Here is a 21,824-nt window from a genome sequence, read left to right on the forward strand (position 1 = left end):
GAGGCAGCAGTGGGGGTATCCGAACTGTTGTATGTGGAAAAGGCCGGAGGGCGCCATGGAAGAAAAGACGAAATATTTTGTGTTGAAGAAAAAAGCGGTTCCGGAAGTGCTGCTGAAAGTAGTGGAGGCAAAGCGTCTGCTGGAGTCAGAACGGGCAGAATCTGTGCAGGAGGCTACAGAACTGGTGGGAATCAGCCGCAGTTCTTTTTATAAATACAAGGATGATATTTTTCCCTTTCATGACAATGCCAGGGGGAAAACCATCACAATGGTGATTCAGATGGATGACGAACCGGGACTGCTCTCTCTGGTACTGGGAATTGTGGCAGATTTCCATGCCAATATTCTTACCATTCATCAGAGTATTCCGGTAAATGGAGTAGCGTCCCTGACTTTAAGTGTGGACGTGCTTCCGGACACAAAAAACGTGTCTCAGATGATAGAGAATATTGAACAGCAAAAGGGAGTTCACTATGTGAAAATATTGGCCAGAGAGTAAGTCAGGAACATGCAGAATGGAGGAAATTTATGATAAAAATTGCAATTTTAGGATACGGAACCATAGGTTCCGGGGTGGTGGAGGTACTGAACACCAACCAGGAAAGCATTGCAAAACGTGCAGGAGATGAAATTGAGGTCAGGTATATTCTGGATTTGCGGGATTTTCCGGGAGACCCCATGGAGAAAAAAATAGTACATGATTATGATATTATTGCGGATGATCCGGAAATCCAGGTAGTGGTGGAGGCCATGGGCGGCGTGGAACCGGCTTACACCTTTGTAAAGCGGGCTCTGCTGGCAGGAAAAAGCGTTACCACCTCCAACAAAGCGCTGGTGGCAAAACACGGAGCAGAACTGATTGCCATTGCCAGGGAACAGAACATTAATTTTCTGTTTGAGGCCAGCGTAGGCGGCGGAATTCCTATTATACGTCCCCTGAATTCTTCCCTGACGGCAGATGAAATTGAGGAAATTACAGGAATTTTAAATGGAACCACCAATTACATGCTGAGCAAAATGACCTTTGAAGGGCTGGAATTTGATGATGTGTTAAAAGATGCCCAGTCCAGAGGCTATGCGGAAGCCGACCCCACTGCAGATATCGAAGGCCATGATGCCTGCCGGAAAATTGCCATACTGACTTCCCTGGTGTGCGGACAGCAGGTGGATTTTGAGGAAATATATACGGAAGGAATTACGAAAATCACAGCAGCGGATATCCGTTATGCCAAAGCCATGGGCCGGGTAATCAAACTTCTGGCTACCAGCAAAAAAACAGAAGAAGGCTACTGTGCCATGGTTGCGCCCTTTCTGTTATCCCAGGAGCATCCCCTTTATAATGTAAATGATGTGTTTAACGCCATTTTTGTCCATGGAAATGTACTGGGAGACGCCATGTTTTACGGAAGCGGTGCAGGGAAACTTCCCACCGCCAGCGCAGTGGTTGCCGATATTGTGGATATTGCAAAGCATCTCCATAAAAATATACTGATTTCCTGGAGTTCCCGGAAAATGGATCTGACAGACAGCAGAAAATCTGAAAGCCGCTTTTTTGTAAGGTGCACAGATGCCAGAGAAGAGGTGCGGAAACTGTTCGGAAATGTGGAATTTGTGGAAGCAGAGGGAATTACCGGGGAGACAGGATTTCTGACCGGACAGATGACAGAGGAAGAATATGAGCAGAAAGCAGCGGGATTGAAGCACATTTTGCAGAGAATCCGCGTAGTGTAAAGCAGAAAGGATTCATTATGAAATATGTGATTGTGCTGGGGGATGGAATGGCTGATCTCCCATTGGAAGAACTGCAGGGCATGACGCCCCTGGAATATGCCCGGACACCCTGCATGGACCGGCTTGCTGCAGCAGGAGAAATCGGAATGGTTCACACCATACCGGATGGAATGGCTCCAGGAAGTGATACGGCCAATCTGTCTGTGCTGGGATACGACCCGAAGATTTATTATTCCGGCCGCTCTCCTCTGGAAGCTCTGAGTATCGGCGTGGATATGAAATCCACAGACGTGTCTTTACGCTGTAATCTGGTGACGCTGACGGAGGAAGAAAATAATTATGAAGACAGGAAAATTCTGGATCACAGTTCCGGAGAGATTTCCACGGAAGATGCGGCTGTTTTACTGGAGGCAGTAAAGAAAGAACTGGAGACGGAAACATATGGGTTTTATGCGGGAACCAGTTACCGTCATCTGCTGATCTGGCAGCAGGGACAGGTGATGGAGCTGACCCAGCCCCATGATGTGCTGGGACAGACCATTGGACAGTATCTGCCCCAGGATGAAATGCTGCGGAATATGATGAAAAAAAGTTATGATATTCTGGTAAACCATCCCATCAACCTGGAGCGGAAAAAACAGGGGCTGAATCCTGCCAATTCCTGCTGGTTCTGGGGCGCCGGAACCAGGCCTTCCCTTTCTTCTTTTGAGGAGAAAACAGGATTGAAAGGGGCCATGGTATCGGCTGTGGATTTACTGAAGGGAATTGCAGTGGGAGCTTCCATGAAAACGATTCTGGTAGAAGGGGCAAACGGCGGTCTTCATACCAACTACCGGGGGAAAGCCCAGGCGGCTGTGGATGTGCTGACAAAAGACAGTTATGATTTTGTATATGTGCATGTGGAAGCTCCGGATGAAATGGGCCATCAGGGCAGCGTAGAGAAAAAGGTGCAGGCCATTCAGTTTCTGGATGAACAGGTGATTGCTCCTGTCAAAGAGGGACTGGAACAGGCGGGAGAGGAATTCCGGCTTCTGGTTCTGCCGGATCATCCTACCCCCATCCGCATCCGAACCCATACCGGGGACGATGTGCCTTATCTTCTGTATGACAGTACCGCACCCCAGAAAAATACCTGGAAATACAATGAAAAAGAGGCGGCCGGAAGCGGCCATCGTGTTTCCAGAGGATGTGAAATGATTGATTATCTGATTTCCGGAAAATGACGAAAAAAGTTTCAGGAGAACCCTATGTTAATAGTAAAAAAATTCGGAGGAAGCTCCGTAGCAGATAAAGAACGGATTTATAATGTGGCCAGACGCTGCATGGAAGATTATCAGAAGGGAAATGATGTGGTGGTGGTATTGTCTGCCATGGGTAAAACCACGGACCATTTGCTGGAGATGGCAAAGGATATCAATCCGAATCCCTCCAGAAGAGAACTTGATATGCTTCTGACCACCGGAGAACAGACTTCCACCGCCCTGATGTCCATGGCCATGGGAGCTCTTGGCGTACCGTCTGTTTCCCTGAATGCTTTTCAGGTGGGGATGCAGACCTCCTCCAGATATGGAAATGCCCGTTTTAAGAAAATAGATACCCGGCGTATCCGGCATGAGCTGGAAAACCGGAAAATTGTTATTGTCACAGGATTCCAGGGCGTGAATAAATACGATGACGTCACCACGCTGGGCCGGGGCGGCTCTGACACCACAGCAGTGGCGCTGGCGGCGGTACTGCACGCAGACGCCTGTGAAATCTATACAGACGTGGAGGGAGTATATACTGCGGATCCGCGGATTGTGCCCAACGCCAGAAAAGTTCCGGAAATTACCTATGATGAAATGTTAGAGCTGGCCACACTGGGGGCAAAAGTGCTGCATAACCGATCCGTGGAAATGGCAAAAAAATATGGTGTGCAGCTGGTGGTCCGTTCCAGTCTGAATAACGCCGAGGGAACCATCGTAAAGGAGGAGACAGACATGGAGAGTATGCTTGTCAGCGGAGTTGCAGTAGACAAAAACACAGCCAGAATCGCAGTGTTCGGAGTAAAGGATGTACCAGGAATAGCCTTTAAAATATTTGATTTGCTGGCCAGACACCAGATCAATGTGGATATTATTCTGCAATCCATCGGCCGGGAAGGAACGAAAGATATTTCCTTTACTGTGGCCAGAGATGATGCAGAAGAAACCGTTGCCATTCTGGAAGAGCATAAAAACAGAATTACAGCCAGAGAAATCAAAGTAAATGACACCGTGGCAAAAGTGTCTGTTGTAGGAGCAGGAATGCAGTCCAATCCCGGCGTGGCTTCCCGTATGTTTGAAGCCCTCTATAATGCCGGAATTAATATCCGCATGATTGCCACATCAGAAATTCGCATTACGGTGCTGATTGATGAAGAAGATGTGGAGAAAGCCATGCGCGCAGTGCATGACCAGTTTATTGAAGAATAATCCGGGATTACAGATGAAAATCTTTTAATAAATCCACATGCCACAGAAACAGCAGCAGGTTTTTGACTATAAAATTCACAATTACAATAACAAGGGCGGCCCATATATAGCCGTCCCGGTATTTCATACCGATGTTCAGCCGGCGTCCGGAAATGCGCGCAATGGTCTGAGTGATTAAGAACCAGCCGCCCACCGCAGCGGTATAAAGAACCAGAGGATGGCAGATGAAAGAAGTGAGAAAATCACCTCTCAGAAAGGCAGCAGCAGCTCTGGTCCCGCCGCAGCCAGGGCAGTAGATTCCCAGAGTGCTTTTGACCAGGCAGGGTACCAGCAGGCTGGAAAAAAAGCCGGGGAACAGCCGGTAAAATATCCAAAATAAACACAATATGGCCAACAATGTCCAGCCGGTAAAGAACAGGGCAGTTTCTTCTTTTTCCCGTTGTCTCATAATATCATCCTTAATCATTATATTGTAAGTTCAGCCTGTTGTGGCCGAACTGTTACGAAATATTAGTATAATCTCTTTTTTCCTGTTTGTCAAAATATAAAAAGTATGATATAATATATTCTGAAAAATAGTCAGATATTGTGTTTCATAAACATAGAAATAAAAGAGAGGTGTCTGTATGGCAGGAGCAATTGGGGGAATCGGCGGCTACAGTTATAATGATTATGGAAACAGCAGCCGGTACCAGGATGGAATGAACGGGATTTACAGGAACAGCGGGGATTCCGGAGCACAGGGAACCGGCAGAACCGGAAGAGACTATGAAGCGGAGGGGGTATACTGGGATCGGGAAAGCGAAGACGATTCCGTGAAAAAAAACGGAGAGAAATGCCAGACCTGTGCAAAGCGCAGGTATCAGGACGGCTCCAATGAAAATGTTTCCTTTAAGGCGGCAGCTCATATTTCTCCTGAGGCGGCAGGCAGTGCAGTGCGGGCTCACGAGGGAGAGCATGTTTCCAATGCATATACAAAGGCGGCTCAGAATGACGGGAAAGTGGTCAGGGCCTCTGTGAGTATTCACACTTCCGTCTGTCCGGAATGCGGGAAAAATTATGTGTCCGGCGGAACAACTTCCACCAGCATAAAGTATCCGGCAGACCCTTATGAGAAGAGCCGGAAGATTCTCGGAGAAGAGGACGCAAAAGGAAAAAATATTGATTATGCAGCATAATTGAATCCAAATAAGAAAAGGAGGTTTTATCTATGGCTCAGAGACGTAAAATAGCAGCCCTGCTGCTTCTGATGTTCTGTTTTGTATCTGTGGGGGTTCTGGTAACTCCCTATACTGCATATGCGAAGAAAATTACCAGTATCAGACAGGCAGAGAAGCTGGCCAGGAAAAAGGTGAAAAATGCAACAATAACAGAATCAGATAAAGATTATGAAAAGGGAGTGCTGATTTATGAGATTGAAATGATAAAAGGCACCAAAGAATATAATCTTACTTACCGGGCTTCCGATGGAAAGCTGATTGAGTATGGATGGGAACAGCATAAGCTCAACCGTTCCAGCAGGAAGAAAAAAATGAGCGAGAGCAAATGCAGGAGCCTTGCACAGAAGAAAGTTCCCGGCGCAGCCATCACCAGTATCCGTTTGAAATATGACGATGGGATTGACCAGTATAAGGTTAAGATGAAAAAAGGGAATAAGAAGTATGAACTGGAATATCATGCAAGAACCCGTGAACTGATTGGATATGAATGGAAAGAGGAAATCAAGCCCAAACAGAGTAACAATAACTATATTGGGGCCGAGAAGGCAAAACAGATCGCTCTGTCAAAGGTACCCGGCGCAACGGTAATCAAGGTGGAATTTGACAGGGATGACGGAGTGCCTCTTTATGAAGTGGAGATGATCAAAGACGAATTTGAATATGATCTTGAAATCCATGCCATAACAGGAGAGATACTGGATTTTGATCAGGATTACAGAGATTAATATCTCAGACTTTTTCGCACAGGTACAGAGGCAGTGAAAGGTATCAGGAGCTGCTTCTGTGCAGGTGCGAAATTGTATAAATAAGGAAATATCAGGGGAAGAGGACTGTGAAAAAGAGAATCAGCAGGATTTGAACCGGAAGCTGTACCAGGTGGAAAGGAAAGAACTGACCGTAATATAAAAACAGAAATGGAGCGTAGGAAGATATGGAACGAACATCGGCAGAATTGAAAAGACTGGCAAGGGAGAAACTGACAGGCCACTGGGGACTGGTCATTGGGGCGACTCTGTTGTCGGGCCTGATTACATCAGCTATTCTGATCCCATTTTATTGTCTGTTTCTGTTCAGCGGAATGGGAATGGTACAGTTTGTCACATATATGCTGGCGGTACTGTTTGTGAGCATAATTGCCATGCTCATGAGGTGCGGAATTACCAGAATGATGCTGGGGTTCGCACGGAAACGGGATCCGGAACTCAGTATGATGTTTGGAGAATTTACCAGAAGGCCGGATCGTTATATTCTGGCTTCTCTTGTGATATTCGGAATCGAGCTGCTTTGCATTCTGCCTGGGTCTATCTGCTGGTCAGTGGGAATGGTACAGGGAGCTGTGCTGGCAAACGTGATCGGATTTGTTTTGTATCTGGTGGGAATTGTGGTTCTGATACTGGTGTCTCTGCACTTTGCTCTGGCATATTTTCTGCTGGTGGACAATACACAGATGGGAGCTCTGGAGGCTCTCCGGGAAAGCCGCAGCCTGATGGATGGAAACAAAGGCCGGCTGTTTTATCTGTATCTGAGCTTTATCGGGTGGAGTTTGCTGGGGATGTGTTCCTGCGGGCTGGGTATGCTCTGGATTACACCTTATATAAGCCAGACTCTGATCAGCTTCTATCTGGATGTGACCGGAGAACTGGACAGAATGGAAAAACCAGAATCATGTGCCGAATTTTTCGAATAGAATCATGTGCTGTTGCAAAATGCAGCCTATATACAATAGATGGATAGATTCTCTGGGTTTGAATTCCATATCCTGTATACGACGGCTATTTTGCCACAGCACCTGTACCTTTTTAAATACAGTTTTCTGCCGCGCTGAGGAACAGTTCATATTCCTCCATGGAATGGTTATTTCCGTTGCGGGCGTCAAATCTGGCGGAGATTTCCCTGGCTTCTTTCCCAAAATATTCTGCCAGCACCTTTGTTTCATAACAGTCGTCTTCCAGCTGCCAGGGCTGATTGCCCGGAAGAGAAATGCGCACAGTTTTCCTGCCGCTTTTCATCAGGCTGCGCATCATAATCTCCGCGCCGGTGGAAAATTCCATTTTATCCAGAGGTACGGTGGTTGTTATCTGGGAAGGTGCTTCTTTTTGAAAAAAGCTCCAGGCTTTCTTCTGATCCGTCAAAGCCAGGTAAACCATGGTATCTGCAAAATATGGGTTGCCAGTCCGGAATTTCCGGCAGAGCCGCTGCAGATTTTCATAATAAGGGGCGGCTGCCTTAAGATCCTGTCTGCGTACTGCATAACAGTACAGAAGCCGGCCATATTCATAGATAAGCTGGCTGGATTCCGGGAATTTTTTCTCCAGCATTCGGGTTGCCTTAAGCAGGGTGTCCAAATCGTCATACCAGCAGGCCAGCTCTGCAATAAAATCCAGGCAGTTGGCATTTTTTCGATTTTCAGTCCGGCAGAGAGCCTTAAAATCTTTCAGGTTCTGCATGGTGCGTTCTTTGTCGTCAATCTGCCGGTACAGCCTGGCGGAAGCCATGTAATAAGAGAACAGAGCATAACCGTATTTCAGACAGAAATCTTTGTATTTTTCCAGATATCTTTCCATGTCTGCCACAGGAATCTGATAGAAAAAGTCAGCACATGACACCATTTCTGAAAAAAGTTCCTGAACCGTATCAGTGGCATTCATAAAACTGCAGTCCGGCATCCGAATGTCCGGCTGTTCTTCAAAAATCTTCAGTATTTCCGGGAAAATCAGATAGAGCTGCAGTAAAAAAGTGTCTGCCTCCCGGCTGGCATTGGCGTATTCACAGCGAAAATACAGCATATAAGGGGAATCCTTTGCCAGGTCCGCCTGCCATATGGCTTCCCGAATGGCAGACAGGCGGGCTTCTCCCGGATTCATTTTCTGATAGTTACTGATTAATTCTGCGGGCTGAAACATGGTTTTGCCTCCTTTACAGCATATCGTAAAAATCATAGGGACTGGTTGCATCGGGATATCCGAGTTCCTGCATCGTATCTTCAATATAATTCAGATAACCTTCCATACCGCCAAACTGGGCCATTATGGTGAAGAAAGAGTATAACAGGAAGAGAATGCCGCAGGCTATGGCGATTATGCCCAGAATCAGTCCGGCTCTGGCATAGCTGTTGGTGTGCATTTCGCCTCCTCTGGAAAGCAGAGCAAATATAATGGCAAGGGAGCCGAAAATTATGGCAGGATAGACGCAGCAGCTCATAACCAGTCCCAGTATACCCAGAACCAGAGACGCCACGGACATACCTGCAGAACGCATTTCCAGGTAAGATTTATTTGATTCGTAATCCATAAAAACCTCCTTAAACATTCCATGATAGTGCTATTATTGTAGCATGTGCCGGTGAAAAACACAAATATATTTTCTTGAAAGACAGCGGCAAATCCGATATAATGAAGAGCGGAAACTGCCTGGAGTATGATTTCAGATAACTGGCAGTGTGAGACAGAAAAATAAGGAGAGTTACCCATGGATATTATTGCAAAGTTAGCGGAAGAACTGAATATCCGCAGACAACAGGCAGAAGCTGCGGTAAAATTGATTGACGAGGGAAATACCATCCCGTTTATTTCCAGATACCGGAAGGAGGCCACCGGGGCGCTGAATGATGAAGTGCTTCGAAATCTTTTCGAACGTCTGACCTATCTGCGCAATCTGGAAGAGAAAAAAGAGCAGGTACTGTCCGGTATTGAGGAGCAGGGAAAACTGACGGAAGAACTGAAACAGCAGATTCTTTCTGCGGAAACGCTGGTGGCAGTGGAAGACCTGTATCGCCCTTACCGGCCGAAGCGGAGAACCAGGGCAACCATTGCGAAAGAAAAGGGGCTGGAGCCGCTGGCAAATATTATTCTGCTGCAGATGACAAAAGAAAGTCTGGAAACAGAAGCGCAGCCTTTTGTGGACAGTGAAAAAGGGGTGGAAACTCCGGCAGACGCCATTGCAGGAGCCATGGATATTCTGGCAGAAAATATTTCCGATGAGGCAGATTACCGGAAATACATACGTGATATTACCATGAATACCGGAAAAATCATTTCAACGGCCAAAGATCCTGAAAAAGAGTCGGTCTATGAAATGTATTATGAATTTGAGGAGGGACTGGCAAAACTGGCAGGCCATCGCATCCTGGCGCTGAACCGGGGAGAATCAGAAAAAATTCTCACTGTAAAAATTGAAGCTCCCACAGAAAAGATTCAGCAGTATCTGGAGAAAAAGATCATTTCCAGAGACAACCCCAATACGGCGCCCACATTAAAAGCAGTGGCGGAGGACAGCTATAAACGGCTGATTGCACCGGCTATTGAGCGGGAAATCCGCAATGAGCTGACAGAACGGGCAGAGGACGGCGCCATCCGGGTGTTTGGAAAGAACCTGGAGCAGCTATTAATGCAGCCGCCCATTGCAGGAAAAGTAGTGCTGGGCTGGGATCCTGCATTTCGTACCGGCTGCAAACTGGCTGTGGTGGATTCCACCGGAAAAGTGCTGGATACGACGGTAATTTATCCCACAGCGCCCCAGAATAAGGTGGAAGAATCCAAAGCGGTTCTGAAAAAGCTGATTCAGAAATACGGAATTTCCCTGATTTCTGTTGGAAATGGAACTGCTTCCAGAGAGTCGGAAATGATTATTGTGGATTTACTGAAAGAGCTTCCCGTTCCGGTACAGTACGTGATTGTAAATGAAGCCGGAGCTTCCGTATATTCTGCCAGCAGGCTGGCCACGGAAGAATTCCCCAATTTTGATGTGGGGCAGCGAAGCGCGGCTTCCATTGCAAGGCGCCTTCAGGATCCCCTGGCGGAACTGGTAAAGATAGATCCGAAATCCATTGGAGTAGGACAGTATCAGCACGACATGAATCAGAAAAAATTAAGCGACGCTCTGGGCGGCGTGGTGGAAGACTGCGTGAATAAAGTGGGTGTGGATTTGAACACCGCTTCCGCCTCCCTGCTGGAGTACATTTCCGGTATTTCAAAGGTAATTGCCAGAAATATTGTGGCCTACCGGGAAGAAAACGGCAGATTCCTGACACGGGCACAACTGTTAAAGGTGGCCAAATTGGGGCCGAAGGCATACGAACAGTGTGCGGGTTTTATGCGTATCAGCAATGGAAAAAATCCTCTGGACGGTACCAGCGTCCATCCGGAAAGCTATGACGCAACACTGAAACTTCTGGAAAAGCTGGGATATAAACCGGAGGAAATTCAGGAGGGGAAACTGTCCGGAATTTCGAAAAAAATTTCAGATTATAAAAAACTGGCGACAGAACTGGAACTGGGAGAAATGACCCTTAAAGATATTGTGAAAGAGCTGGAAAAGCCGGCGAGAGACCCAAGAGACGATATGCCCAAACCTGTCCTGCGCAATGATGTACTGGAAATGAAGGATCTGACCCCTGGTATGATTCTCAAAGGAACCGTGCGCAATGTGATTGATTTTGGAGCCTTTGTGGATATTGGAGTGCATCAGGACGGACTGGTACATATTTCTCAGATGACGGAACGCTACATCAGACACCCTCTGGAAGCAGTCAGCGTGGGGGACATAGTGGAGGTGAAAGTCATGAGCGTGGATTTGCAGAAAAAACGAATTCAGCTCACAATGAAAATCTGACACATGCTAAAATATGTCAGTTGACAGAAATGACAGCCAGGAGTAAAATATAGCCATAAATTAAATAGTGTTCTTCAGGGCAGGGTGACTTTTCAGAATTTTCAGCAGGTAATTTTGGAAAGAATTCCCGACCGACGGTGATACCCCTCAGAGGGCAAGTCCGTGAGCCGTAAGGCATGATTTGGTGAGAATCCAAAACCGACAGTACAGTCTGGATGGGAGAAGAAAACATTGTTTTATTATGCATGTAGTTTTTTATATGCCCTGAATCTCCGGATTCAGGGTTTTTTTATGCGCAGGGGTGCGAAGTGAAAATTTCTACAGGAAATACCTTGTTACGCTAAAGCGCGAAAGTGTCTTCCTATAGAAGAAAAAAGAATATGCACGCTCGTGCGAATAGAAGATGTCACTGCGTGACCGCACTCGGCGCAGCAAACCGTCCAGGTCCCTTATGAGTGAGGGATTCAGGGAGTTGAAGCGGACCTGTCCGCTTTGTTCTATTATACAATTAAGGAGAGTGGAATTATTATGAGTACCATGAATACTGCAACTGTAGGAAAACAGGCAAAACAGAAAGATATCTGGAAACTTACCATGACAGCCATGCTGTCAGCAATAGCATTTGTACTGATGTTCCTGGAATTTTCCGTACCGGTTATGCCGTCCTTTATAAAAATGGATTTATCAGAACTGCCGGCGCTGGTGGGGGCTTTTGCCATGGGGCCTGTCAGCGGAATGCTCATTTGCCTGATTAAAAATCTGCTTCATCTGTTTATGACCACCACCGGAGGCGTAGGGGAGCTTTCCAATTTTATTCTGGGAGCCAGCTTTGTGGTTCCGGCCGGTCTGGTTTACCGGAAATGGAAAGGCAGAAAAAGCGCCGTTGCCGGAGCAGTGGCAGGTGCGGCACTGATGGCAGTAATCAGTATTTTTTCCAATTATTTCATTGTATATCCGGTGTACTATAATTTCATGCCGAAAGAAGCCATTCTGGCGGCATATCAGATGATTTTCCCAGGAGTGAAAGATATCTTCCAGTGTCTGATTGTGTTCAACACACCTTTTACCTTTGTTAAGGGAATTTTCAGCGTGGTGATTACCATGTTAATATACAAGCCCCTGTCTCCTTTCTTAAAAGGAGCATACAGGAAGTAAAATCAGGAGAACAGACATGCAGCAGAACAGGAATAAAACACCGGAAGATTATATGAGGCAGGTACTGGACCTTGCAGTACAGGGGGCGGGAAAGGTATCTCCCAATCCCATGGTGGGCTGTGTGGTGGTGAAAAACGGAAAAACAGTCGCCGCAGGTTATCATGAACAGTACGGGGGATATCATGCAGAACGGAATGCACTTAAGGACTGTCAGGAGGATCTGGAAGGGGCGGAGCTTTATGTGAATCTGGAGCCATGCTGCCATTATGGAAAAACTCCTCCCTGTACGGAAATTATCATAGAAAAAAAGATTGGAAAAGTTTATGTGGGCTGTACGGACTCCAATCCCAGAGTAGCGGGAAAAGGGATTCAGATACTGCGGGAACATGGGATCTTGGTGGAAACCGGAATCCTGGAGCAGGAATGCCGGGATTTGAATGAAGTGTTTTTCCATTATATGGAACATGGAACGCCTTTCGTTGCCATGAAGTATGCCATGACCCTGGACGGGAAAATAGCCTGTGAAACCGGAGATTCCAGGTGGGTAACCGGGGAGGAGGCAAGGACATATGTGCAGTGCCTGCGCAACCGTTACCGGGGGATTATGGCTGGAATCGGCACGGTGCTTTCAGACGATCCCATGCTGAACTGCCGCATGGAAGGAGGCCGGAATCCGGTGAGGATTATCTGCGATTCCAGACTGCGGATTCCTCTGGACAGTCAGATTGTGAAAACATCGTCTGAAATTGAAACAATTGTGGCATGGAATCCCAGGGAGGCAGCCAGATGGGGAAGTCAGACAGAAGAAACCGTGAAAAAACTGGAACAGCAGGGTGTAAATCTGCTGGAAGTTCCCCTGAAAGAACAGCAAAATCAGTTAAATCTCTGTTATCTGCTGCAAAAGCTGGCAGACAGGGGCATTGACAGCATTCTGTTGGAGGGAGGAGGAACCCTGAACGCCTCTTTTCTGCAGGAAGGACTGGTGCAGCGCGTGTATGGCTTTATCGCACCGAAGCTGGTAGCGGGAGCCCAGGCAAAATCCCCGGTGGAAGGCAGAGGAATTTCCCGGATGAAGGACGCTGTGGAACTGCAGCAGACAGAAGTAATGAGATATGGAAAGGATCTGTGCATAACAGGCAGGATTGGAGGGAAGACATGTTTACCGGAATTATAGAAGAAACAGGAGAACTCTGCGAAATAAAAAAAGGAACCCTGTCTGCCCGTATTAAAATCCGGTGCCGGAAGGTGCTGGAAAGAACGAAAGTGGGGGACAGTATTGCAGTCAATGGAATCTGCCTTACGGTGACCTCCCTTGCAGAGGATGGCTTTACGGCAGATGTAATGGCAGAGACCATGCGCCGCAGCAGCCTGTCGGAGCTGAAAGTTCCGGGAAAGGTAAATCTGGAGCGGGCCATGGCGGCAGACGGGAGGTTCGGCGGACATATTGTGGCAGGCCATATTGACGGAACCGGAACAGTGACAGAAATCCGGCAGGAAGAGAATGCAGTCTGGTATACCATAGCCTCGGAACCGGAGCTTATACGGTATATTGTGGAAAAGGGCTCGGTGGCACTGGACGGAATCAGCCTGACCGTGGCAAAAGTAACGGATGGGGATTTTCAGGTGTCAGTAATTCCCCATACCCGGAAGGAAACAGCGCTGACCGAAAAGAAAGCAGGAAGCATGATCAACATTGAGTGTGATGTAATTGGAAAATATGTGGAAAAACTTTTATCTGCTCCGAAAGAAACAAAGAAAGAAAGCAGAATTACAGAAAATTTCCTGATGGAACACGGATTTTTCTGAATATAAAACCATATACAGGGAGGAAGAAAAAATGAACAGGCAAATCGACACCATAGAGCAGGCCATTGAGGATATCAGACAGGGGAAAATTGTCATGGTCATTGACGACCCGGACAGAGAAAATGAAGGAGATTTTATCTGTGCCACAGAATTTGCAACACCGGAAAATATTAATTTTATGGCCACTCATGGAAAAGGACTGATCTGTATGCCCATGAGCAGAGAACTCTGTCAGAAACTGGGATTAAAACAGATGGTGGAACAGAATACAGATAACCATCAGACGGCATTTACCGTATCCATTGACGGAATACATACGGAGACAGGAATTTCTGCTTTTGAGCGTTCGGAAACGGCCCTGGCGGCCATGAAAGACGATGCCAGGCCGGAGGATTTCCGGAAACCGGGCCATATGTTTCCCCTGGAATCCAGAGAAGGCGGCGTGCTGAAACGGACCGGACATACGGAAGCTACTGTGGATCTGGCAGTTCTGGCCGGACTGAAACCCAGCGGGCTGTGTTGTGAAATCATGCGGGAAGACGGAACCATGATGCGTACCACAGAGCTCCTGGAACTGGCGGAAAAATTTGATATGACGGTGATTACCATTGCAGACCTGGTGCGTTACCGCATGGAACGGGACAGTCTGGTACATCAGGAAGCCCATGCAAAACTTCCTGCCAGATACGGTGAATTTGAAATCTACGGTTATGTCAACAAGCTGAACGGAGAGCATCATGTGGCGCTGACCATGGGAGACGTTGCCAATGGAGAACCTGTGCTTTGCCGGGTACATTCCGAGTGTCTGACAGGAGATGTGTTCGGCTCTGACCGCTGCGACTGCGGCGAACAGCTGGATGCGGCCATGAAAGCTATTTCAGAAGAAGGACGGGGCATCCTTCTGTATATGCGGCAGGAAGGCAGAGGCATTGGCCTGATTAATAAATTAAAAGCATATGAATTGCAGGAAAAAGGCCTTGATACAGTGGAAGCCAATGTGGAACTGGGATTTGCTCCTGATTTGCGGGATTACGGCATCGGTGCTCAGATTCTTCATGACCTGGGCGCAGAGAAGCTCAGGCTGCTCACCAATAATCCAAAAAAAATCACCGGGCTTTCCGGCTATGGAATTTCCATTGAAGAGCGGGTGCCCATTCAGATGCCGGCGAAAAAAACAGATGTTTTTTATCTGAAAACAAAACAGAGCAAAATGCAGCACATGACGGATTATTAAACAGCATGTCAGTAACATATCAAAAAGGAAAAGAGGAAAAATGATGAGAGTATTAGAAGGAAATGTAGTAGCAAACGGAACCAGAGTAGGAATTGTAGCCTCCAGATTTAATGAATTTATCGTGTCGAAACTGGTAAGCGGCGCACAGGACGCATTACTCCGCCATGGTGTGAAAGATGATGATATTACCCTGGCATGGGTGCCCGGCTCCTTTGAGATTCCCCTCACTGCACAGAAAATGGCTGAGTCCGGGAATTATGACGCAGTGATCTGCCTTGGAACCGTCATCAAAGGCGCCACAAGCCATTATGACCATGTGTGCGCAGAAGTCAGCAAAGGCGTGGCCACAGTAGGGCTGAAAACAGGAATTCCCACCATTTTCGGTGTAGTCACCACAGATAATATTGAACAGGCCATTGAACGTTCCGGGACCAAAGCCGGAAACAAAGGATATGATGCGGCCTGTGCTGCCATCGAAATGGTAAATCTGATACAGAATATGAAATAAGAATCAGAATTTAAAACCGGGGTTTGGGTACTTCTGGTACCTGAATCAGGTTGAGAAATCTGCAGGCGGGGCACGGAACATTTCGGAACGGGCCCCGCTTTGTGAATTCTGTCAGTCTGTTTCCTGGGAAATTTCCGCCGGAGTCATTGTGATATTTCAATGATTCCGTCTGTTTTCTTCCGTTTTCTGCAATCTTTCGGGAAGGAATGAAATTATGAAAAATCCCTTGTGATACCTGGCCAAAAAGAGTATAATATGACGAAAGCCAAAAGAAAAGGAGCAGATAAATGTCAGTAGAATTTGATACAAATATTACGGAGAAAGACATGTACCGGTTTAACCTGTATCATGCATACCATGGAATGCAGGGAATTATGGCCACGCTGGTGGGAATCTGGGTGCTGATAACCTCTGTGATAACATATGGGAAAGTAAGTATCATATACACAGTATTTTATGTGGTACTGGGAATTGTATTTCTGATTTATGTGCCGGGCAACCTGTATCTGCGTTCAAAAAAACAGGTGAGAAGTTCCGAGGTGCTGCAGCAGGCTCTGCACTACAGGATTGATGAAAAAGGAGTCCATGTGTCTCAGGGAGAAGAAACCGGAGACCTGGAGTGGAAGCAGATTTACAAAATGGTTTCCACGAAAAACAATCTGCTGATTTATAGCAACAGAATGAATGCCTATGTGATTCCCAGAGAAGCGCTGGGACAGAAATATGAGACGGTGGTGGCTCTTGCCATCAATCATCTGGATGGTTATCGTCTGAAACTGAATCCGTTCCGGGTATAGAAATTTGGATTCCGTAACAGGAAACAGCCATTCAGACTTAGTATGAGAATTGAGGAACTTATGGAGAGAACAGAAACATTTTCACCGGAAGAAACTTTCCGGCTGGGACAGAAGTTGGGAGAGCAGGCCCGGCCCGGAGAGCTGTATACGCTGACCGGAGATCTGGGTACCGGGAAAACCGTGCTGACTCAGGGAATTGCCAGGGGGCTGGGCGTGGAAGAACCGGTCTGCAGCCCGACTTTTACCATTGTTCAGATATATGAAGAAGGCAGAATGCCTTTTTATCATTTTGACGTATACCGGATTGGGGACGTGGAGGAAATGGAAGAAATCGGATATGAAGATTACTTCTATGGACAGGGTCTGACCATTATAGAGTGGGCGGAACTGATTCGTGAAATTCTTCCAAAGAACCATAAGGAAATCCGAATTGAAAAAGATCCGGAAAAAGGCTTTGATTACCGCAGAATTACAATAAGTGAGGTAACAAAATGAAAATATTAGGACTGGACAGTTCCGGGCTGGTGGCAGGCGCAGCCATCGTGGAAGACGATAATCTGCTGGCTGAGTATACCGTCAATTATAAGAAAACCCATTCCCAGACACTGCTTCCCATGCTGGATGAAATAGTCAGAATGACAGAGTTGGACTTAAATACCCTGGACGCCATAGCAGTGGCAGGAGGGCCAGGCTCTTTTACAGGTCTGCGTATTGGTTCCGCCACGGCAAAAGGTCTGGGCCTTGCGTTGAAAAAGCCGCTGATTCAGATACCGACTGTGGACGGGCTGGCGTATAATCTCTATGGCAGCCGGGACATGGTATGCCCGCTGATGGATGCCAGAAGAAATCAGACTTATACGGGACTGTATGAATTTACAGAAGAAGGGATGCAGGTGCTAAAGCCCCAGTGTGCCGTTGGAATTGATGAAATTATAATAGAAATCAACGAAAGAAACCGGCCGGTGATATTTCTGGGAGACGGAGTGCCGGTTTTTCGCTCTTATATTGAAGAAAACTGCCAGGTGCCCTGTTCCTTTGCACCGGCACATATGAATAAACAGCGGGCAGCTTCGATAGCTGCCCTGGGTCTGAATTATTACAGAGAAGGAAACATTCAGACAGCAGCACAGCACAGGCCTGATTATCTGCGGCTGGCCCAGGCAGAACGGGAGCGGCTGGCCAGGGAAAGGGCCGGACAGGATACCGTATGACAGAAATTGTGATTCGTACTATGAAGGCGCAGGACATCCCTGCGGTTGCCATGATAGAAAAACAGTTGTTTTCCCAGCCCTGGTCAGAACAGGCATTTCTGGATTCCCTGCAGCAGGATACATTATTTCTGACAGCATGGAGTGAAAATATCATAGCAGGGTACTGCGGCATGTACTGTTTTTCCGGAGAAGGAGAGATTGTGAATGTGGCTGTGGCCCCAGGTTGGCAGAACCAGGGAGTGGGGTACAGGATGCTGAATGTACTGAAGGAACAGTCGCAGGAAAAAGATATCCGCCGCCTGATTCTGGAAGTGCGGGTGAGCAATGCCCCGGCCGTTCATTTGTATGAGAAGCTGGGATTTCACAGCTGCGGAGTCAGAAAAAATTTATATGAGCTGCCCAGAGAGGATGGAATGATTATGGTATGGGAACAGCCGCCCTGTCTGTGAGGCTTCATGGATAGATTTCCCTCTTTCAAAAGGCAGGTACTGTTCGCTATAATAAAATGGATGAACGGGCACAGCCCTTTGAAAATTCCGGGATTATAACTACGGAAACAGGGAGGACAACAGATGAAGACAGAAAAACAGGAAATCATATGCAACTGCTGTAAAAAAGTAATACAGGAACAGGCCGGAATACCCCGCAGGGAGTTTCTTCATGTGGAGAAAGAGTGGGGGTATTTTTCCGGAAAAGACGGAGAAATACAGGAATTTGACATCTGTGAATCCTGCTATGACGCATGGGTTAAGAGCTTTCAGATTCCGGTAAAAACCATAGAAGTGACAGAATTAGTCTGAAAGGAAATGGAATGTTAGATGTATGTTTACTGGGCACGGCAGGAATGATGCCCCTGCCTTACCGCTGGCTCACCGCACTGATGACGCGGTACAACGGAAGCAGCCTGCTGATTGACTGCGGGGAAGGTACTCAGATAGCCATGAAGGAAAAGGGCTGGAGTGCAAAACCCATTGACACCATATGTTTTACCCACTACCATGCAGATCATATCAGCGGTCTGCCGGGGCTTTTGCTTACCATGGGAAATGCGGAGCGGACGGAGCCCCTTACCATGATTGGGCCCAGAGGACTGGAACGGGTGGTAACCGCACTGCGCACCATTGCGCCGGAGCTGCCCTTTGAGATTCGCTACAGAGAGCTGACGCAGCCGGTGGAACATCTGCAGGAACGGGGATATTATATTACCGCCTTCCGCGTAAATCATAATGTGACCTGTTATGGATATACCCTTGAGATTCCCAGGGCCGGAGAATTTCAGGTTGCGCAGGCCCAGAGCCTCGGAATTCCCAAAAACTGCTGGGGCAGACTGCAGAAAGGCGAGACACTGGAGCTGGAAGGACGGACCTATACGCCGGATATGGTGCTTGGCCCCAAAAGAAAAGGCATAAAAGTGACCTACTGTACAGATACCAGGCCTGTGGCCGCTATTACAGAACATGCCGAACATGCCGATTTATTAATCATAGAGGGAATGTACGGAGAAAAAGAAAAGGCCGTAAAAGCCAGGCAGTATAAGCATATGACCTTTTATGAAGCAGCGGAAATTGCAAAAGCCGCAGAGGTCAGTGACATGTGGCTCACCCATTTCAGTCCCTCTCTGGTGCGGGCGGAAGAATATATGGAAGAAGTACGCAGTATTTATCCGGAGGCAAAACTGGGGAAAGACGGAAAAACGGTGGAACTGGATTTTCGGTAAAGACGGAATCGGGTAAGGAGGGATTTTATGAAAAGTGGTATAAAGACAACGGTGGTCGTGATAATCTGCGCCGCTCTTTGTCTGGGATATTATTATTATCTGTCCCATCGCGACACAGGCGAGGGAAAAATGACAGAAGTGGAAATGCTGATTTCCAAAGACCTGGAAAAGTCTTATCCCAAAACGGCCAGAGAAGTGGTAAAATTTTACAATCGGATTCTGAAATGCTATTACAGTCAGGAATACAGCCAGGAACAGCTGGTACAACTGACGGAGCAGGCCAGAAAGCTGATGGATGCGGAACTGCAGGAAATCAATCCTCCGGAAGTGTATCTGGAATCCGTAAAAGCAGAAATTTCCAGTTATGAAGAAGATGAGAAAGCCATTTCCGATATCAGCGTGGAAAGCAGTAAAGAGGTAGAGTATAAGACCAGAAACGGACGGGAATGCGCTTATGTGGATGTGACATATTTCCTGAAAAATTACAGCGGAAAAGATAAATCAGGGCGTGCCAGCCAGACTTATATCCTGCGCAAAGACGACGACGGAAGATGGAAAATACTGGGATTTTATCAGGAGTAAAGAAAAATGGCGGTAAATAAACAAAAAGACGTGGTAATCCTTGCAATTGAAAGTTCCTGTGATGAAACAGCGGCGGCAGTGGTTAAGAACGGAAGAGAGGTGCTGTCCAACATTATTTCTTCTCAGATAGATCTCCATACCCTCTATGGAGGAGTAGTGCCGGAACTTGCATCACGCAAGCATATTGAGAGAATTAATCAGGTCATTGAAGAAGCTCTGTCAGAAGCGAAGCTGGCTCTGGAAGATATGGACGCAATAGCGGTTACTTACGGACCGGGGCTGGTGGGAGCGCTGCTGGTGGGAGTAGCGGAAGCCAAGGCAATTGCCTGGGGGGCCGGAAAGCCTCTGATCGGCGTACATCATATTGAAGGGCATATCTGTGCCAACTATATTGAAAATAAAGAACTTGAACCGCCCTTTCTGTGCCTGGTGGTATCCGGCGGCCATACCCATCTGGTGAAAGTGGCAGATTACGGAAAGTATGAGGTGTTGGGACGGACCAGGGACGATGCGGCAGGAGAGGCTTTTGACAAAGTTGCCCGTGCCATCGGACTGGGCTATCCAGGCGGACCCAAAATTGAGAAAAAGGCCGGAGAGGGAAATCCCGACGCCATTGTATTTCCAAGGGCGAAGGTGGCAGAACATCCGTATGATTTCAGCTTCAGCGGCGTAAAATCCGCGGTACTGAATTACATTAATGGGTGCCGGATGAAGCAGATTCCCGTTGTGGAGGCAGATATTGCAGCTTCTTTTCAGAAGGCTGTGACAGATGTGCTGATAGAACATGCGGTTCATGCGCTGGAGGAAACGGGAATGGATACCCTTGCCATTGCCGGCGGCGTGGCATCCAATGGCACGCTGCGCAGGGGAATGGAAGAAGCCTGTAAAACCAGAGGAATTAAATTCTTTTATCCGTCTCCCATATTCTGCACAGATAATGCCGCGATGATCGGAGCGGCCGCTTTCCATGAATTTCTGGCCGGCAGGAGAGACGGCTGGGAGCTGAACGCCGTGCCTGGCCTGAAACTGGGGGAGCGCTGATGGAAGAAAAACGGGAAGAAAAAATAAAAGACAGGACCTACGCAGCTATTGTGCTTTCTGCCGGAAGGGGAATGCGCATGAAAAGCCACATACCCAAACAATATCTTATGATTCATGGGAAGCCGGTGCTTTTTTATGCACTGTCTGCTTTTGAGAAAAGCATGATGAAAGAAATTGTTCTGGTAACCGGGGCAGAAGACATTTCCTGGTGCCGGAAGGAAATTGTGGAAAAATATGGATTTACAAAAATAAAAGCGGTGATACCTGGAGGAAAGGAACGGTACCATTCGGTTTTCTGCGGTCTGGAAGAACTGAACAAGGAGAAGAATCCTCCTGATTATGTGATGATACATGACGGTGCCAGACCGTTCGTGGACCAGGAGACGATTCTGCGCTGTGCCGGGGCAGTGGAGGAATTTCAGGCCTGTGTGGCGGGTATGCCGGTGAAAGATACCATTAAAATTGCGGATGACGCTCTGTTTGCCGGGGAAACGCCGCCCAGAAATCGTGTCTGGCAGATACAGACTCCCCAGGTGTTTCGGTTTTCCCTGATTTATCAGGCCTACCAGGAACTGATACAATGTGAAAAAGAGGGAAAAACGGTTTCAGTAACAGACGACGCCATGGTACTGGAAACCATCTGCCATCAGAAAGTCAGACTGGTGGAAGGTTCCTATGAAAATATAAAGATAACGACGCCGGAAGATTTAAGGCTGGCAGAGGTGTTTTGCCGCCGGAATTAAGGGGAAAGGCGAACTG

General features: G+C 47.4%; 26 protein-coding genes and 1 riboswitch. Of the genes, 23 read left to right on the forward strand and 3 right to left on the reverse strand.

All coding sequences use genetic code 11. From position 1 onward, the window contains the following. Window positions 1–55: 55 nt before the first annotated feature. The 4 genes from C805_RS09605 to C805_RS09620 are packed head-to-tail and all read left to right on the forward strand — an operon-like array spanning window position 56 to window position 4,184. Window positions 56–499 carry an ACT domain-containing protein gene (locus tag C805_RS09605; protein ID WP_016213639.1) on the forward strand — a complete coding sequence of 148 codons (444 nt, stop codon included), beginning with the start codon at window positions 56–58 and terminating at the stop codon, window positions 497–499. A 29-nt stretch (window positions 500–528) separates the two neighbouring features. Further along, on the forward strand, window positions 529–1,731 hold the full coding sequence (locus C805_RS09610; RefSeq protein WP_016213640.1) for a homoserine dehydrogenase: 1,203 nt from the start codon (window positions 529–531) through the stop codon (window positions 1,729–1,731). Window positions 1,732–1,748: 17 nt separating this feature from the next. Further along, window positions 1,749–2,954 carry a cofactor-independent phosphoglycerate mutase gene (locus C805_RS09615; protein WP_016213641.1) on the forward strand — a complete coding sequence of 402 codons (1,206 nt, stop codon included), beginning with the start codon at window positions 1,749–1,751 and terminating at the stop codon, window positions 2,952–2,954. 24 nt (window positions 2,955–2,978) lie between these two features. Beyond that, complete coding sequence (locus C805_RS09620; protein ID WP_016213642.1) at window positions 2,979–4,184, forward strand: aspartate kinase; 1,206 nt, start codon at window positions 2,979–2,981, stop codon at window positions 4,182–4,184. Between the two features lie 7 nt (window positions 4,185–4,191). Here the strand turns inward: C805_RS09620 and C805_RS09625 are convergent, their stop codons facing one another. After that, on the reverse strand, window positions 4,192–4,632 hold the full coding sequence (locus C805_RS09625; protein WP_016213643.1) for a DUF2752 domain-containing protein: 441 nt from the start codon (window positions 4,630–4,632) through the stop codon (window positions 4,192–4,194). Window positions 4,633–4,810: 178 nt separating this feature from the next. Between C805_RS09625 and C805_RS26955 the strand changes: the two genes are divergently transcribed. Genes C805_RS26955 through C805_RS09640 form a run of 4 tightly spaced genes read left to right on the forward strand, consistent with a single transcriptional unit; the run spans window position 4,811 to window position 7,091 of the window. Further along, window positions 4,811–5,362, forward strand: coding sequence for a hypothetical protein (locus C805_RS26955; RefSeq protein WP_016213644.1), 552 nt, complete (start codon window positions 4,811–4,813; stop codon window positions 5,360–5,362). Between the two features lie 32 nt (window positions 5,363–5,394). Further along, window positions 5,395–6,129 (forward strand): PepSY domain-containing protein, encoded by a 735-nt coding sequence (locus C805_RS09635; RefSeq protein WP_016213645.1) that lies wholly within the window; start codon window positions 5,395–5,397, stop codon window positions 6,127–6,129. 58 nt (window positions 6,130–6,187) lie between these two features. Continuing rightward, entirely contained in the window at window positions 6,188–6,310 is a 123-nt protein-coding gene (locus C805_RS27305; protein ID WP_022750920.1) for a hypothetical protein, read from the forward strand. Between the two features lie 25 nt (window positions 6,311–6,335). Beyond that, window positions 6,336–7,091, forward strand: a complete 756-nt coding sequence (locus C805_RS09640) for a DUF975 family protein (RefSeq protein WP_016213646.1) — start codon at window positions 6,336–6,338, stop codon at window positions 7,089–7,091. Between the two features lie 112 nt (window positions 7,092–7,203). Here the strand turns inward: C805_RS09640 and C805_RS09645 are convergent, their stop codons facing one another. Both C805_RS09645 and C805_RS0104435 read right to left on the reverse strand, forming a co-directional pair. Further along, entirely contained in the window at window positions 7,204–8,307 is a 1,104-nt protein-coding gene (locus tag C805_RS09645; protein ID WP_016213647.1) for a hypothetical protein, read from the reverse strand. Between the two features lie 13 nt (window positions 8,308–8,320). Next, window positions 8,321–8,695, reverse strand: coding sequence for a DUF4190 domain-containing protein (locus tag C805_RS0104435; protein WP_016213648.1), 375 nt, complete (start codon window positions 8,693–8,695; stop codon window positions 8,321–8,323). A 177-nt stretch (window positions 8,696–8,872) separates the two neighbouring features. Here C805_RS0104435 and C805_RS09650 point away from each other — a divergent pair, with 177 nt between their 5' ends. The 15 genes from C805_RS09650 to ispD all read left to right on the forward strand — a co-directional run bounded on the left by C805_RS09650 (window position 8,873) and on the right by ispD (window position 21,808). After that, window positions 8,873–11,014, forward strand: coding sequence for a Tex family protein (locus tag C805_RS09650; RefSeq protein WP_016213649.1), 2,142 nt, complete (start codon window positions 8,873–8,875; stop codon window positions 11,012–11,014). Window positions 11,015–11,080: 66 nt separating this feature from the next. Continuing rightward, a riboswitch (FMN riboswitch) is annotated at window positions 11,081–11,245 on the forward strand. Window positions 11,246–11,542: 297 nt separating this feature from the next. Next, on the forward strand, window positions 11,543–12,169 hold the full coding sequence (locus C805_RS09655) for an ECF transporter S component (protein WP_016213650.1): 627 nt from the start codon (window positions 11,543–11,545) through the stop codon (window positions 12,167–12,169). A 16-nt stretch (window positions 12,170–12,185) separates the two neighbouring features. After that, a complete protein-coding gene (ribD, locus tag C805_RS09660) occupies window positions 12,186–13,343 on the forward strand; it encodes a bifunctional diaminohydroxyphosphoribosylaminopyrimidine deaminase/5-amino-6-(5-phosphoribosylamino)uracil reductase RibD (protein ID WP_016213651.1) in 1,158 nt (385 codons plus the stop codon). Beyond that, window positions 13,325–13,975: a riboflavin synthase gene (gene ribE / locus C805_RS09665; protein ID WP_016213652.1), complete on the forward strand. Its 651-nt coding sequence runs from the start codon at window positions 13,325–13,327 to the stop codon at window positions 13,973–13,975. The genes ribD and ribE (C805_RS09665) overlap by 19 nt, the downstream gene beginning before the upstream one ends. Before the next feature lie 31 nt (window positions 13,976–14,006). Then, window positions 14,007–15,209, forward strand: coding sequence for a bifunctional 3,4-dihydroxy-2-butanone-4-phosphate synthase/GTP cyclohydrolase II (locus tag C805_RS09670; protein WP_016213653.1), 1,203 nt, complete (start codon window positions 14,007–14,009; stop codon window positions 15,207–15,209). Between the two features lie 43 nt (window positions 15,210–15,252). After that, the gene (ribE, locus tag C805_RS09675; protein ID WP_016213654.1) at window positions 15,253–15,717 is read left to right on the forward strand and encodes a 6,7-dimethyl-8-ribityllumazine synthase; all 465 of its coding nucleotides are present in this window, start codon (window positions 15,253–15,255) and stop codon (window positions 15,715–15,717) included. A gap of 287 nt (window positions 15,718–16,004) precedes the next feature. Further along, on the forward strand, window positions 16,005–16,514 hold the full coding sequence (locus C805_RS09680; RefSeq protein WP_016213655.1) for a YcxB family protein: 510 nt from the start codon (window positions 16,005–16,007) through the stop codon (window positions 16,512–16,514). Between the two features lie 60 nt (window positions 16,515–16,574). Further along, entirely contained in the window at window positions 16,575–17,009 is a 435-nt protein-coding gene (gene tsaE / locus C805_RS09685) for a tRNA (adenosine(37)-N6)-threonylcarbamoyltransferase complex ATPase subunit type 1 TsaE (protein WP_016213656.1), read from the forward strand. Further along, window positions 17,006–17,725, forward strand: a complete 720-nt coding sequence (tsaB, locus tag C805_RS09690) for a tRNA (adenosine(37)-N6)-threonylcarbamoyltransferase complex dimerization subunit type 1 TsaB (RefSeq protein WP_016213657.1) — start codon at window positions 17,006–17,008, stop codon at window positions 17,723–17,725. Before tsaE ends, tsaB begins: the two co-directional genes overlap by 4 nt. Beyond that, window positions 17,722–18,174 (forward strand): ribosomal protein S18-alanine N-acetyltransferase, encoded by a 453-nt coding sequence (gene rimI / locus C805_RS09695; RefSeq protein ID WP_016213658.1) that lies wholly within the window; start codon window positions 17,722–17,724, stop codon window positions 18,172–18,174. Before tsaB ends, rimI begins: the two co-directional genes overlap by 4 nt. A 123-nt stretch (window positions 18,175–18,297) precedes the next feature. Then, a complete protein-coding gene (locus tag C805_RS09700) occupies window positions 18,298–18,525 on the forward strand; it encodes a hypothetical protein (protein ID WP_016213659.1) in 228 nt (75 codons plus the stop codon). Between the two features lie 11 nt (window positions 18,526–18,536). Continuing rightward, complete coding sequence (locus C805_RS09705) at window positions 18,537–19,442, forward strand: ribonuclease Z (protein ID WP_016213660.1); 906 nt, start codon at window positions 18,537–18,539, stop codon at window positions 19,440–19,442. Window positions 19,443–19,469: 27 nt separating this feature from the next. Then, on the forward strand, window positions 19,470–20,024 hold the full coding sequence (locus tag C805_RS09710; protein ID WP_016213661.1) for a DUF6715 family protein: 555 nt from the start codon (window positions 19,470–19,472) through the stop codon (window positions 20,022–20,024). A 6-nt stretch (window positions 20,025–20,030) separates the two neighbouring features. Continuing rightward, on the forward strand, window positions 20,031–21,065 hold the full coding sequence (gene tsaD / locus C805_RS09715) for a tRNA (adenosine(37)-N6)-threonylcarbamoyltransferase complex transferase subunit TsaD (RefSeq protein WP_016213662.1): 1,035 nt from the start codon (window positions 20,031–20,033) through the stop codon (window positions 21,063–21,065). Then, entirely contained in the window at window positions 21,065–21,808 is a 744-nt protein-coding gene (gene ispD / locus C805_RS09720; RefSeq protein ID WP_016213663.1) for a 2-C-methyl-D-erythritol 4-phosphate cytidylyltransferase, read from the forward strand. The genes tsaD and ispD overlap by 1 nt, the downstream gene beginning before the upstream one ends. Window positions 21,809–21,824: the final 16 nt, after the last annotated feature.

This window comes from Eubacterium sp. 14-2, assembly GCF_000403845.2.
Lineage (GTDB): Bacteria > Bacillota > Clostridia > Lachnospirales > Lachnospiraceae > Petralouisia.

Bases quoted from the DNA above. Each gene is read 5' to 3' on its own strand.
- tsaD (WP_016213662.1), top strand. From the start codon at position 20,031: ATGGCGGTAAATAAACAAAAAGACGTGGTAATCCTTGCAATTGAAAGT.
- ribD (WP_016213651.1), top strand. From the start codon at position 12,186: ATGCAGCAGAACAGGAATAAAACACCGGAAGATTATATGAGGCAGGTA.
- C805_RS09625 (WP_016213643.1), bottom strand. From the start codon at position 4,632: ATGAGACAACGGGAAAAAGAAGAAACTGCCCTGTTCTTTACCGGCTGG.
- ribE (WP_016213652.1), top strand. From the start codon at position 13,325: ATGTTTACCGGAATTATAGAAGAAACAGGAGAACTCTGCGAAATAAAA.
- C805_RS09710 (WP_016213661.1), top strand. From the start codon at position 19,470: ATGAAAAGTGGTATAAAGACAACGGTGGTCGTGATAATCTGCGCCGCT.
- C805_RS09645 (WP_016213647.1), bottom strand. From the start codon at position 8,307: ATGTTTCAGCCCGCAGAATTAATCAGTAACTATCAGAAAATGAATCCG.
- C805_RS09650 (WP_016213649.1), top strand. From the start codon at position 8,873: ATGGATATTATTGCAAAGTTAGCGGAAGAACTGAATATCCGCAGACAA.
- C805_RS09605 (WP_016213639.1), top strand. From the start codon at position 56: ATGGAAGAAAAGACGAAATATTTTGTGTTGAAGAAAAAAGCGGTTCCG.
- C805_RS09640 (WP_016213646.1), top strand. From the start codon at position 6,336: ATGGAACGAACATCGGCAGAATTGAAAAGACTGGCAAGGGAGAAACTG.
- C805_RS26955 (WP_016213644.1), top strand. From the start codon at position 4,811: ATGGCAGGAGCAATTGGGGGAATCGGCGGCTACAGTTATAATGATTAT.
- C805_RS09615 (WP_016213641.1), top strand. From the start codon at position 1,749: ATGAAATATGTGATTGTGCTGGGGGATGGAATGGCTGATCTCCCATTG.
- C805_RS09670 (WP_016213653.1), top strand. From the start codon at position 14,007: ATGAACAGGCAAATCGACACCATAGAGCAGGCCATTGAGGATATCAGA.
- C805_RS09655 (WP_016213650.1), top strand. From the start codon at position 11,543: ATGAGTACCATGAATACTGCAACTGTAGGAAAACAGGCAAAACAGAAA.
- ispD (WP_016213663.1), top strand. From the start codon at position 21,065: ATGGAAGAAAAACGGGAAGAAAAAATAAAAGACAGGACCTACGCAGCT.
- C805_RS0104435 (WP_016213648.1), bottom strand. From the start codon at position 8,695: ATGGATTACGAATCAAATAAATCTTACCTGGAAATGCGTTCTGCAGGT.
- C805_RS09635 (WP_016213645.1), top strand. From the start codon at position 5,395: ATGGCTCAGAGACGTAAAATAGCAGCCCTGCTGCTTCTGATGTTCTGT.
- tsaB (WP_016213657.1), top strand. From the start codon at position 17,006: ATGAAAATATTAGGACTGGACAGTTCCGGGCTGGTGGCAGGCGCAGCC.
- C805_RS09620 (WP_016213642.1), top strand. From the start codon at position 2,979: ATGTTAATAGTAAAAAAATTCGGAGGAAGCTCCGTAGCAGATAAAGAA.
- rimI (WP_016213658.1), top strand. From the start codon at position 17,722: ATGACAGAAATTGTGATTCGTACTATGAAGGCGCAGGACATCCCTGCG.
- C805_RS09700 (WP_016213659.1), top strand. From the start codon at position 18,298: ATGAAGACAGAAAAACAGGAAATCATATGCAACTGCTGTAAAAAAGTA.
- C805_RS09705 (WP_016213660.1), top strand. From the start codon at position 18,537: ATGTTAGATGTATGTTTACTGGGCACGGCAGGAATGATGCCCCTGCCT.
- C805_RS09680 (WP_016213655.1), top strand. From the start codon at position 16,005: ATGTCAGTAGAATTTGATACAAATATTACGGAGAAAGACATGTACCGG.
- C805_RS09610 (WP_016213640.1), top strand. From the start codon at position 529: ATGATAAAAATTGCAATTTTAGGATACGGAACCATAGGTTCCGGGGTG.
- ribE (WP_016213654.1), top strand. From the start codon at position 15,253: ATGAGAGTATTAGAAGGAAATGTAGTAGCAAACGGAACCAGAGTAGGA.
- tsaE (WP_016213656.1), top strand. From the start codon at position 16,575: ATGGAGAGAACAGAAACATTTTCACCGGAAGAAACTTTCCGGCTGGGA.